Origin of the sequence: Pseudoalteromonas sp. MMG013 (assembly GCF_018100885.1) — a bacterium.
In the GTDB taxonomy this organism is placed as follows: Bacteria; Pseudomonadota; Gammaproteobacteria; order Enterobacterales; family Alteromonadaceae; genus Pseudoalteromonas; species Pseudoalteromonas aurantia.
In genome coordinates this window covers 16436-29261 of record NZ_JAGJEE010000048.1, presented here as the reverse complement: position 1 = coordinate 29261, position 12826 = coordinate 16436, and the positions used below count along the sequence as shown (strand labels likewise).

The following is a 12826-nucleotide window of genomic DNA, read 5'->3' as shown; positions in this document are numbered from 1 at the left end:
TAGAAATAGCCAATGTAAGTACTGACTAATAAGTCAATACTCAATGTAACCTCTCTAAAACTGATACTTTGCAAAAATTCTTTTAAAGCGGCTGACCTAGTCATGTATTTTATACCTGAAGTCAAAAATATTTAACATAGGTATAGCGTAGATTACTTGACTTGTTGATGTCAAATATTTTTTACCTTAAGTTAAGTTTTATATACCTATCGTGATATTTAGACTGTCATGTTCAGTCAAACTAAGCCCTTTAATCGATAAATAATAACGTTACTTGAAATGAACTACGATACATATTTTCGGTATAAAAGTGAGGTTGTTTTAGCTTACAGCTGAGTGGTCTTTAGGCTTAATACCGTTACTTTATCTGGGATCGAGATGGCTCAATGGTGTGTTTTCAAAGTGTATGGAACCTGCGAAATTTAAACTATGTTGCTCAGTATAGTTGAATTGGCACTCAGAACATTAAAATTAAAGTATTTATAACAAGGGCTTATGTGTAATTTCTTGGTGGCGAAAAGTTTTGTTTGGTGTTGACTAAGTGAAATCACGTAAAAGTCATTAGGACGTCAAGTGTTTTGATATTGACCAGCGTAATTTGAGCATCGATGCAATCATATTGAGCATGATATTAATAAAAGCCATTTCCAGATGGTCGCTAAAATACACTGGTTTCAAGTTAGGGGAAGTATTATGAAACGTATAGGCATATTCGCTATTTTATTACCTTCAATTATGGCAGTGAGTAGCCTTAGCTATGGTAAAGACACACCACTGGACTTAAAAGAGCGCTATTTTGGTGAATCGCCACCGGGTTTGGTCCCACAACTCTTTGACCCTAAAATAGTATCACCACAAGGGCGATTCGAAGGCGGGACGTTTACACCTGATATGACTGAGTTTTATTTCACTCGCAAAAATGGGAAATATAAAAAGCGCACCTTTTTTGTTACCCAATATATAAACAATCGCTGGGGGCCTGAAGTTGAAACCGATATCAGATGGCCACAATTCTCTGCTGATGGCACTCTCTTATATGGTGGGAGGGAATACAGAGAACGGACAGACACGGGGTGGTCGGCTGCTAAAAAGCAAGGTGTGTTCTTAAAAAATCAAGCTCATGGCATCTCACTGTCATCTAACGGGACCTACTATTTTGCTTTTTTCAAAAAAGAAGACAAAGGACATGGCAATCTGGGTTATTCACGCCTAATCGATGGGAAATATAACTCCCCCGTAAAGTTGGGCGCAGAGATAAATACGGGAGAATGGATTGCACACCCTTATATCGCACCGGACGAATCTTACCTGATGTGGGATGTAGTGAGAAAGGATGGCTATGGCCAAGCAGACATCTACATCAGCTTTAAACACGAAGACGGGTCTTGGTTACCAGCAATGAATATGGGCCCTCAAATCAATACTAAGCTACAAGAAAGCTCACCACGCGTGACTCATGATGGAAAGTATTTATTTTTCTCTAGAGGAAAGTGGCAAACTCGAAAAGACGGCAGTACCAATTGGGTTGGAAAAAGTTACTGGGTAGATGCCCAAGTGATTGAGCGTTTAAGGCCTAAACCGTAGTTTATATAGCAATCTCGGCAACATCAAAATTAAAAATAATGCTCCCGTTATAGTTACTGTTTAAAGCTATCAGTCAATTATTGCGGCGAGTATAAAACGCTGAAGCTTAATACGGCCGTTATTTATAAATTAGAGAATTTACTGGTTACAAATTAAAGGTACATTATGAAACATAGTTATATTTCATCGGTGTTATTGGTTTCTGCCATTGTGGTGAGTAGTCATAGTTACAGTAAGAATAATGCCCCTGTTAGAGAAAACATCTATCTTGGGCAAAAGCCACCAGGTTTGACGCCTAAAATTTTTGCTCCGAACCTGATAAAAAAGGGCTTCAGAGCAGCCGCTGCTGCATTTTCTCCTGATTTAAAAGAGTTTTACTTTCGAAGAAGAGGAGGAGAGTATAAAAAGAATACATTGGTTTTCATTCAGTATAAAGATGATCAGTGGGTGGAGTCTGTTTTACCGCCCCGAGCTGGACAACCATTTATTTCTACAGATGGTCAAGTTTTACATTTGGGGAAAACGTACAGAGAGCGAGTTGGGTCTGGTTGGTCTGAAGTGAAAAGCTTAGGGGCTCCTTTTGATGATATGCCTATCATGCGTCTGACGGCGTCATCTAAAGGCACGTTTTATTTCGATGAGGCAACTGAAATAGGGAATATCCGCTATTCTCGGCTGGTCGATGGCAAACGAACGTTACCTCAATCTGTGAGTAAAGAAATAAATACCGGTAAATGGACAGCACATCCATTCATTGCTTCAGATGAGTCGTATATTATTTGGGACAGTGAAAGAGAAGAAGGCTATGGTGATAATGATTTATATGTTTCTTTCAAACAATCAGATGGTACCTGGGGCGCTGCGATAAACTTAGGAGATAAGATAAATTCAAAACATCAAGATTCGTATGGTAGTGTGACACCTGATGGCAAATATTTTTTCTTTCACCGTTCGTATGGATCTCGCGGTGAGAAAGCAGATATTTACTGGGTCGATGCCAAAGTTATAGAATCGCTGCGATTACAACAATAATCCAAATATACTCGAAATGTAAAATTTGGCTTTTCAATTTGTGTTGCTAATCAATCCAAATTATCAATGGTGAGATTTCGGTATGGAAGACTACGCATGCTTTCATTGACTAACATAATCTGGATGTAACTGAAGTCAGGTTTTAATGCGCAGCTGGGTAAGTTATCCAGCTGCGACTTTACTCGCTTATTCTATACAGCTCGGCGCATTTATTAATTCACCACTGTGGCTTGCCAGTGCACCTTCCATAATTTCAGGGTTAGACTCTATTTCAGAGACTTTTACATATGTGACATTACGCTCTTTAGCGATACCACCGGAGGTCATGGTTTTTCTAAATTGTGAATAGCCGTCAATTTTAAATGCCGTGTTTCTTGGAAACAGTACTTCAAATTGATTTTTAGCAACGCCACCAGAGGTGAAGTTGGTTGGTAAAAACCGACCGTTTTGGCCTTCTATTTCGTAAAAAACAAGATCATCTGCATTACCATAAAATTGCTCAGCTTGAGGTGCATTCATAAAGTTTAGATTGCTAGAGGTGGATTGATAGGCTTTGTCTGCCACTACATCACCGATATTGATTTCGCCACTGGCGAGTTTATTGCCAATCCCCAAGTCTTGCGTATAGCGATAGCTTGTACCCGCATACTTAGGTAAATGTTGTAGCCCTGTATCTAAGTTATTCATAAACATTTGAGTGTCAGCAAGGTCCGCCGCTACACCATTGGGGCCGGTAGGGATCCCCGTACGGGCATAGTTGTTAATGGCTTTAAAGTCTTGTGTATATCTGGCAATTGCTGATTTAGATTGAGCAATGAGGCGACCAAAAAGTCTACTCGCTTCTGGGAATGAGTTTTCATACTCTGCAAGTGTTGTTAGTGCTGCACCTGAGTCTTCATAAGCGAATACATCATTAATATAAGCCGTATTTGCGGTGCTTTTCTCAACATTTGCCGTGGTATTTGCAAAGCGCTCAAACAGCGCTGTTTTTGCTTCTTCACTTAAATCTGACGCATACGTAAATGATTTACCATCAATGATATGAGTTTGTGTGTTTTGGGCATAGGTACTCGCTGAGCAAATTATCAACATGGATACCGTAAGCATTGCTTTAATCATGATTGTTCTCCGGTTTAAATAGGGCAAAAGGCGGCAAAATTGATATCTTGTGTGGCTTCACTACCGATAAGTGAGCTTTCTAAACTTGCACTTTCTTCTTCCAAAGTGGCAATGCCTTCCTCAGCAAAAGAGCTCATTGACATACCTTCTTCTTCAAGCGCAGCACTGAGTGTACTGACTAAATCCATGGCGCGAATTTCTTCAACAACGGGCAGTAGAACCATTAACCAATCGGCAAATTGACCAAAATAGCCTTTGCTGCCTTTTTGAGTAATAAAGTCGCTAATTGCTTGTTGACGAATGCGCGCTACCTTATTTAAATCAGCTTGTAGTTGCGGATAGAAACAATTCTTGACGAGCTCATAATCAAATTGGCTGGCTGCACATGCGGAAGCAAGTTGCCCATCAACATGATCAAGTAGCTCTTTTTTGTACGCGTTTCGCACATAGTGCGCTGCTCTAACAAGTGGATCATAAGCATTCATTGCACCAGGTAAATACGCTGTTTGATACTGAGCAATAGCACGCTGAGCTGCTGCATATAACTTATCGCCGTTATGACCGTTGAGTTTGTAAAACGCCACAGTTTGCTCTAGTGCGGCGTCTTTGGCTTCTAGAAACTCGAGATATGTGGTACCACTCGCTCTACTACTGTAGCTATAAACATCTAATCCAACAGCAGAGAAAGCCCACATTGCAGGTACTTCAGCACGGTGGAAAAGTCGCCAGTTTTGTTCATTTTGCCAATCGTTATCTGGATTTTTAACTGTTGGTATTGGAAAATTGCCAGCACCATACTGGCGCGCCGCGATGTCGTTAAAGCGTGTGAATTGCAAAATATGTTTAGCGCTATCGGATACTTTACCAAACCCAGAATAAGCCAAGAAGGGACCGCTAAAGTAGTTATCAATGATGTCACGAGTGAGTACATTAGCAAGCGTTATACCACCTGTGTGCGTATCAACAGACATGTTTATATAGGGCGTAATTGTTTTTAAGTAAATAGTTTGTCCAAGGCTTTCTTGCTTGGAGAGGTTCGCCATACTGTCATTATCAAGCCGATGTGCTTTTAGCTTTTTTAAATAAGCGCCGACCGCATTGACCCATAAGTTTCCTCGGCTTTTAGGGTGACCGCCAAGCTGTCGTGTGGCTTGCTGGGTATTATATTGTAATCCTTGAAACATTTTTACAAACTGCGGGTAGTAAACGTACATCGCTTTTTGATCTGGCGTGAGATATTGATTGAAATGCGTAAATAGCCCCTTTGCAGTCGCTTGTAAATTGCCTTTAAAACTATCAATGTTGGTGCCTTGTAGGGTTGGCTCCGTGTTGATGTTAAAGCGTGAGTCTTCAAACCAATTAGCGACTTTGTCTGCATCGGTGTCTTCTTTGAACGAGACTTCAGCAACGTTTAATATTGTTTGCGTTGTAGTAAGATTCTCGTGAGGCTCATCTATACGCAAGTTTTGTGTATAGTTTAGGTTGCGAATATCGACACTACCAGAAAAGTGTTTACTACCAGCATGCAAGCCGATGGGTTGAGATAAAAATTCATACACCGTATCAGCACTTAAATTATGCATGACAGATAGAGCATAATCAGGGTTTGCTTTACCGTATGCGCTATCAGCGTCGTTTGCTGATAAATACAAACCAAATGCAAAGGTATCAGATACATCGTCAGTGACTCTTTTGGTCCCTATGAGCGCTGAATGCCAAGTACAATCACCAATAAGGGTCTGATTTGCGCCTGAGTTCATGACACTATAATCATTGGTATCAATTAGTTTAGCGCTGGTATTTACCCCAACGTGTAGCGCAACGCCCTGTGCTTTATTGGCATCTAGCAGGCCATATGATTCAGGAGTAAGGGCGTTTATATCGGTTTGTTCGTAGGCTGCAATGATGTCTCTTTGGTTAAGGCTCAATGCTAAACCGACTTCAGTTTGGACTGTATTGTGTGCAGGACAGATACGATAATCAAATTCAAAGCCAAATTCGGCGTGTTCTAAAGGTGGTAAAAAAAGGCTGCTGGTTGTCGGCGCATCATCTGAGGTGGTTAATAATGAAAATTCACTGGGGTTTTGCTTGTTATTACGAGTGTGCGATGGACTATTGTGGTCAGAATTTGAGGTAAAAATTGCGTCAATGCCTTCATAACGAACATTGCGAATCTTATAGCTATTACTTTGCTGTGGCAGACCAGCTTGGCTGCCCGCGAAAAAGGTGACAGGGTGCGAGTATATATTCGCAACTTGTTCATCAGTGAGTTGCACTTTGTCTAAAATACTGTGCTTGCCTATGCTGAGTGAAAGTGCGTTGTTGGTATTAATGTGCAGAGTGACTTCTTGAAATTGGCAATTGGTGTATTGCAGATCAGTATCAACATAGTTACGGATATCGACGCTTGGGTTATGCCCCCATACACCTATCATACGGCCGAAGGTATCTCTGAAGAAAATCTCAATACCATTTGCACTGTCACTGTGAACAGGGCCAATGGTTGATTGAGGCTTAATTTCGAGGCTTTTCGGCGTAGTTGCACCAAGACGTATGCCAAATGATGACATTTGCATAGAGGTCATGCTCGGCTTACCATCGGCATTACAGCTGTTATATTCAAAGGCAAGTGTTGCCCCTGTTTGGTTAGGTATCAGCTGGCGTTTAAAAGACAAAATACTGAGCGTTTCTTTATTTTGCTCATTAATGAGCTGATATTCTCCATACCCATCTTTGTTGCTGTACTTTGGGTATCCCTCGAGCGTACTGGCCATGTAAGTTCGAGCGTGCGACTGGGAGATGTCAGGAGTTATAATCTCATCTTCAACAGGGGCTCCATCGGTAACATCGACGGCTGAAGTATATAAATGAAATTGGCGTTCACCTGTGTTCGCCACACTAATAGCACGGCCTGAAGCGGTAACATAATGCCCATTTTCAGCCTGCATTTCAATTAAGTCACTGCCTTTAGAAGAGACTGTAAATGTTGAAAAAGCATCGGGTGTCCAACCTGGCGTAATTGAGACGTACTGTTTATCTTGGTAATACCGTTTCAAATAACGGCCAGCATATTGAGATGTGGTATTTTGATGTACCTTCAGATTGAGGGTACCACGTTGTGCATCCACTATTTCTACGTTGAATTTACACCAAGGGTTGTAAAAACCTCGCAAGTTTGAGGGAAGGCCACTGTGATCTGGTACTGCAATCGTGACCAACCCGTTGCTCTCACGTCCAAGGCATACAAAGTCGGTTGACTGTGCATTTTTTGGTTTAAGTACAATGGTATCACCAGTTTGTAATGACAAGCTCGGTGATAAAATAAGCTCATCAGCTTGTGTATATTGGCTGACAGCACTTAAGCTAAGCAAAAGTAAGCTTTGTGTAGACAGTACAAGCTGACATGGTTTTTTATGTTTCATTCTAACCTCTATTTGGAAACAAAAGCCGCTTAAACGTTGTTCATTGCATACTAGAATGAACATATGGCTTTTCTTTAAGTGTTTAATAAATAACCTCAGTTCTGGATAAGCAAATTTGCCCAATAAAGCTATTTTTCTCACTCTCGGCGTTGCTTTCATTTGTAATAGCCCGCTATTACTGCATAAAAACGCTTTGATATTGAAAGAAATATCATCATTGGATTGCACGTAAGCTTGTTTTCAAAATATTTTCTATTCCAAAACTCTTATCCAAACCTGAGGTTAAATAAAATGTGTTCTCTGAATGTTTCTCTTTGCAGCAAACAGTAATAATCGTGTTTTACAAAGCGCATGCACAGTGAAGTCAATACTTCACTGTGTGGTTTGGCTTTAACTTTGAAAGCCACGCTTGGCGATGACGCTTACGCTTAAAAGCACGAGCCAACCGAACAACTAAATGCTGAGTGAGCGTCATACATGACATATATGCACATAAGGACCAAAAGTAAGGCTCCGTAGAACAAGTGATCGTCATTCTTAATTTTCATTTCAATACCTAATGTTCAGTGATAAGTGAAAACGCGATATGGGTTAAAGCGCTAATGAGTTATCGTATAAAGACTTGAGGTTGCCTTGAGTGAGCGTATCTCTCATGCGTTGTATTTGGCTTTGCGTGAATGTTTTTCTGTGCTCATCTGAAGCACTTTCGCGCATAAAATTAAAGTACAATTGTTCATTTGCACAGGTGTCACGGAAACTGGTCGGCATATCACAAGGCGGAGTAATTGGGCTATCAACAACAAAACCATGCAATCCTAGGAAGTGACCTACTTCATGGGTTAATACTGTTTTGGGCGCAGCGTGTAACGGTGTTTTTTGCTCTATCGTGGGGTTGTGTTTTTCAGGTTTTGCTTTTTGGGTATTGAATATGCTGCTGTCGATGATAATGCCCGTTTTTTCATCAGAGCCAGCTTGCGTTTTGATAGTTTTACTTAGTTTAAAACCAGTTTCAGTATCAAGGTCGCCTACCCAGACATTAACGTAACGAGATGTATCCCACACTGGTTTGTTGTTACTGAACGGCTCAGTTGTCGTCGAGTGAGCGACACGGTTGATACCTGAAGTTACTTCACCTGAGGGCGTTTTAGATGCTAAGTAGAATTGAATGCCACTGTCTTTCATGCCGTGTGATAGCTTTTTTGCGCCAAATGTTGAAATTGCCTGACTCGCGCTTTGTGCTCTAAAATTTCTATTCAACCGAACAAGTTGGGCGCGGATTTGAGAATCAGTAATAACGGTGGTTGCACTGTCTAATGCGTGTACAACAATGGGTAGCTTAATGACTTCTAGTAATGCGTCGGGTGCTTGAAATTGAGACTCAAATTTCGCAGTAATATGGCACGGAGCTGTGGCGTTTTTTACTATCCAAGCATTTTTGTTTGTTCTTGTTACGCCACACCCAGAGAGGCTTCCGATATGATGACCTGAGCGAGCTTGAGAATTGAATGTAAAGGCGCTGCCTGCTGCGATTGATTCAGGTAAACCAATAAGTTCGCCCAACCCAGTTACTGTGCTAGTAATTGCGACTTTATTGACTATTTTTTTGTCTAAAATGGTAATGGTACAATCTTGGTTTGTACCATTAAGTGTAATTGCGTTTTTTTGAGCGCTTAATTTAGCATTACATCCTGATACTTGCTCAACCTTAAACCCAGCCATGACCTTGATTGCAAAGGAACCATCTTGGTCTTTAGTAAGCATTAAGCTCGAGGGCGTTGCGTTTAAAGCGAGTGGATTGTATTTGAGAGAGATAGTTGACTTTGATGCGAGCGAGCTATCGGTTTGTGGCAGTTGTTTACTGATCCCTTTATTTTCTGGGGTAGCAGAGGCAACCGTGTTTTCAGAGCTGCCGGAGCATCCACCCAGTAAGCTTACGAGGGCCAAGCTTGCCAATGAGAAGTGTAATTGAGTCATGTTTTTTCTCTTTTTATTAAATAAGTGAGTTTAAAAATGTTTGCGCTCAAGCGCTTTTAACACAATGAGCGTGTTGTTTGCTTTTCGTGCTAAATATGAATTGCGATGAACTTATCACTGATTAAAAAAACATGTTCTTTCTTGTTCTTAGTAATTATTTGAATATATTTTAAGTTTAATTTTTTCTTATTAGGTTTCTGAAAAATAAGCTTATATTTTTTAATTTTTAACCGTATAACGGGGACATTGAAAATGTACTAAATACAACAACAGAATAAGTCAAAGAGATTACCTATAACGTGTTATTTAAGTAATTTACAAATTTAACATTTTATCGTTGTATATTATTTTGTTGTTTCTATCTGGTATGAGCTCTTAGTTGATGTTTTACAGCAGTAGGAATGGCAGTACATCGAGAAGGGGCACAATAAAATTCATTCAAAATGGATGTATTCGGCATCATCTATAAAGCATTGAGGTAACTTTGACTGATAAGTACATATACTGCATTTTTTACAACTATTTTGACTGTAATGAGGTGTAAGGACTGAGTTATTCAGCACTTTAGGCATCAATAGGTTGATTAATGTTGAGGTACTCTAGGCGATAGTTATTTAGTGGTTTTTCCTTCTTTTTAGTGTGTTTTGTTCACCTACGTTATTGTCGTTAGTGGAGTTGCGTCACTGATATAGAAGCTTTTCGATACATTTTATACGCTTATTTGACCTTGTATCTTAAAAGAGATGAATTCTCATTCTTATCAGTATATATTGTTATGTTATAACGTTTGTTTTTTTAGGAGAAGATCACTATGATAAAAACTGAAGTTGTCATTGTTGGTGCTGGCCCTGCAGGCTTAGGCTGCGCGGCGTTACTTAAGCAAATGGGCATAGAGGAGGGGGAGTTAATTGTTTTAGAGCAGGGTGAAATAGGGGAAACTTTCTTAAAGTGGCCTGAAAGTATGCGCTTCATTACGCCTTCTTTTCCTTCTAATGGATACCATCAAACTGATTTGAACGCCATTACACCTGACACATCACCCGCCTTTAGTACCGGTAAAGAGCACCTAAATGGTAAAGAGTACGCGCAATATTTAAATTTGGTTACTCAGCACTACGACATTAAAGTTAATACACAAACACGTTTGAAGTCCGTTGTAAATTTAACCGATGAAGAGGGGTTTTTACTGGATACTGACTCACTCAGTATCCGTTGTAATTTCATTATTTGGGCTGGTGGTGAGTTTCATACACCGAACGTAAATGCATTTAGTGGAGCGTCATTATGTATACATAATAGTGAGATACAACGATGGAATGAGAAGGAACAGGGAGCATACATCGTCATTGGTGGATATGAGAGTGGGGTTGATGCAGCATACAACTTAGCGAATGAGGGGAATAAAGTAACGGTATTGGATTTTATAGGTAATAATTCAGATTCATACGACCCAAGTATGGTTTTGTCACCTTATACGGCAGAGCGTTTAGCTAATTTAAGCTCCTTGGATCAGGTTGAGCTAGATGAGGAGTTTAACGTTGCCTCGGTACAAAAAAAAGCTGAACAGTATGTGGTTACTTCCACCTGCGGTAAAGTGCTAACCTCCCGTTTTCCACCTATCAATTGCACTGGATTTGATATTAATTTAGGGCCTGTTGCAGAGCTTTTTGATTATCAGGCAAATGGGTATCCATTAGTTAATAAATTTGATGAATCAAGTAAAGTGAGAAACTTGTTTTTAGCGGGGTCACGTTTGTATCACGATCCCACGCTGTTATGTTTCATCTATAAGTTTAGAGGCCGATTTTTTGCACCATGTAGTGTTATTGGCGAAGAACTGGCTTTAGATATGAGTATATTTCGACATTACAAAAAAGCGGGGATGGTACTAAATGATCTAAATTGTTGTGTTGAACAGGAGTGCTTCTGTTGAAGACCCAACGGATTGAAGTTGAAACCTATTATCCGGAAAAAAAACTAGACAGTAATTGGTTATTGATAGGTAAAGAGAGTGTTGGAAAAACCGCATTTATTGAGAGCTTAGTCGGTAAAAAGTCGACCAGCAGTAATTTACAAGGAAGTTCTTTATTCTGCCAAAATTATGATTGGAATGCGCAAACGATAATAGATACGCCGGGTATTCAAACACGTATGGACAGTGTTATAACCTCTCAAGTATTAAAAAGATTGCATACCAGCAAGCAAGTTATTTTGATGGTAAAATCAACTGATTTACTGAGTGACCTAACCGACCTATGGCCGTTAATACAGGGTCGGGTTGGTATCATTGTTGTTACTTACTGGGATAAAGTGAGGCACCGCCCCGATGTATGCCAAGAAATAGCACGGTTAAAATCGGTCACGCAGCTTCAGTGGATCACAGTAGATAATCGTCGTGTTTTGCCTGATCAATTACTCGAACTTGCAACGGCACTAAAAGGAGCTAATAAGTTTCCGAATCAACCACCTCATTTAACGGCAAATTGGTCAGTCATACCAAGAAGGGCATTTTTTGAATTACCATTGATAGGGCCGTTACTGTGTTTCACGCTACTTGTTCTTCCCGCTTGGGTGTCTGTGGTGAATGCAAATGCATTGGCCGATTGGCTTTACCCCTTCGTTGAAAGTGGCGCTAATTGGCTAAAAACACGCACAGGTACTTTACCGGATGTACTTAATCATATGTTGCTGGGGGACTATGGCGTTGTGTCGATGCTGCCTTTTCTTTTATTATATGCACTACCAACGGTATTGGTTTTTTCTGCCATTATTGCTTTGTATAAAACAACTGGGTTGGTTGATAGACTCTCGTTTAGTTTAGACCCATTTATGCAGAAGCTCGGGCTAAGTGGACGAGATCTTGTACGAGTGATTATGGGATTTGGGTGCAATGTGCCCGCAATTATTCAAACTCGTCATTGTTCATGTTGTACTCGGGGAACATGTGTCTCAGCAATCTCTTTTGGATCGGCATGTTCTTATCAACTTCCAGCAACAATCGCGGTATTTTCAGCAGCAGGTAAACCGTATTTAGTTTTACCTTATTTGGCGGTACTTGCAGCAACCACTTGCTTATATTTATTACTGACGACATCGAAAAGTCAGCGCAGAGCAGCCGTATCAGCGAACTTATTAAATCGAGGGTTTTTACAACCCCCTAATTTGCAGTTTGCGATATCTGAAATGCTCGGTGTTATAAAAGAATTCTTTACTACCGCTTTTCCGTTATTTATTGGTATTTGTTTAGCCGCAGGGTTTTTATCTTGGTTGGGTTTTTTCGGATTCCTAACAGAGGTTATTGCGCCACTGATGGCGTTGGTTAATTTACCTGAAGGTGCGGCAATTGCTGTGATTTTAGGGGCAATCCGAAAAGATGGTTTGGCCATTGGTTTAATTGATAGTGCATCACAAAGCTTAAAAGTGTGTGGGATGTCGGATGTTCAGCTATTGTCTGCGGTTTACCTTGCTGGCGTGATGTTGCCGTGCATTGTATCTTTGCTGACGATTGTTCGAGAAATGCGTTGGCATTTCGCGATAAAAATGGCGCTGCGTCAAATGACATGCGCTATTGCTTTTACCGCAGTACTGAGCTGGGGGTGGGGATAGGAATAGCTAATCGAACTTACCTGGACAAGTCATACATTGCATCTGGTATGACTTGTCTAAATATTCCTGCGATCATTTATTAATTCAAT

7 protein-coding genes are annotated in these 12826 nt (G+C 40.4%); 4 read left to right on the top strand and 3 right to left on the bottom strand.

Annotated elements, in window-relative coordinates; genetic code table 11:
- Positions 1-693 precede the first annotated feature (693 nt).
- A complete protein-coding gene (locus J8L98_RS23760; protein WP_210998526.1) occupies positions 694-1584 on the top strand; it encodes a PD40 domain-containing protein in 891 nt (296 codons plus the stop codon).
- 165 nt (positions 1585-1749) lie between these two features.
- Positions 1750-2616, top strand: a complete 867-nt coding sequence (locus tag J8L98_RS23755) for a hypothetical protein (RefSeq protein WP_210998525.1) — start codon at positions 1750-1752, stop codon at positions 2614-2616.
- A 186-nt stretch (positions 2617-2802) separates the two neighbouring features.
- On the opposite strand, the gene J8L98_RS23750 is transcribed toward J8L98_RS23755, so the two are convergent.
- The 3 genes from J8L98_RS23750 to J8L98_RS23740 all read right to left on the bottom strand — a co-directional run bounded on the left by J8L98_RS23750 (position 2803) and on the right by J8L98_RS23740 (position 9131).
- Positions 2803-3735, bottom strand: coding sequence for an ADP-ribosyltransferase (locus tag J8L98_RS23750; protein WP_210998524.1), 933 nt, complete (start codon positions 3733-3735; stop codon positions 2803-2805).
- Between the two features lie 14 nt (positions 3736-3749).
- Positions 3750-7157 (bottom strand): hypothetical protein, encoded by a 3408-nt coding sequence (locus J8L98_RS23745; RefSeq protein WP_210998523.1) that lies wholly within the window; start codon positions 7155-7157, stop codon positions 3750-3752.
- Between the two features lie 591 nt (positions 7158-7748).
- Positions 7749-9131 carry a M43 family zinc metalloprotease gene (locus J8L98_RS23740; RefSeq protein ID WP_210998522.1) on the bottom strand — a complete coding sequence of 461 codons (1383 nt, stop codon included), beginning with the start codon at positions 9129-9131 and terminating at the stop codon, positions 7749-7751.
- 811 nt (positions 9132-9942) lie between these two features.
- Here J8L98_RS23740 and J8L98_RS23735 point away from each other — a divergent pair.
- Together J8L98_RS23735 and J8L98_RS23730 are read left to right on the top strand one after the other, a co-directional pair.
- A complete protein-coding gene (locus J8L98_RS23735; protein WP_210998521.1) occupies positions 9943-11064 on the top strand; it encodes an NAD(P)/FAD-dependent oxidoreductase in 1122 nt (373 codons plus the stop codon).
- Positions 11061-12737 carry a nucleoside recognition domain-containing protein gene (locus J8L98_RS23730; protein WP_210998520.1) on the top strand — a complete coding sequence of 559 codons (1677 nt, stop codon included), beginning with the start codon at positions 11061-11063 and terminating at the stop codon, positions 12735-12737. The genes J8L98_RS23735 and J8L98_RS23730 overlap by 4 nt, the downstream gene beginning before the upstream one ends.
- The last annotated feature ends 89 nt before the right edge of the window (positions 12738-12826 follow it).

Bases quoted from the DNA above. Each gene is read 5' to 3' on its own strand.
- J8L98_RS23760 (WP_210998526.1), top strand. From the start codon at position 694: ATGAAACGTATAGGCATATTCGCTATTTTATTACCTTCAATTATGGCA.
- J8L98_RS23755 (WP_210998525.1), top strand. From the start codon at position 1,750: ATGAAACATAGTTATATTTCATCGGTGTTATTGGTTTCTGCCATTGTG.
- J8L98_RS23750 (WP_210998524.1), bottom strand. From the start codon at position 3,735: ATGATTAAAGCAATGCTTACGGTATCCATGTTGATAATTTGCTCAGCG.
- J8L98_RS23745 (WP_210998523.1), bottom strand. From the start codon at position 7,157: ATGAAACATAAAAAACCATGTCAGCTTGTACTGTCTACACAAAGCTTA.
- J8L98_RS23740 (WP_210998522.1), bottom strand. From the start codon at position 9,131: ATGACTCAATTACACTTCTCATTGGCAAGCTTGGCCCTCGTAAGCTTA.
- J8L98_RS23735 (WP_210998521.1), top strand. From the start codon at position 9,943: ATGATAAAAACTGAAGTTGTCATTGTTGGTGCTGGCCCTGCAGGCTTA.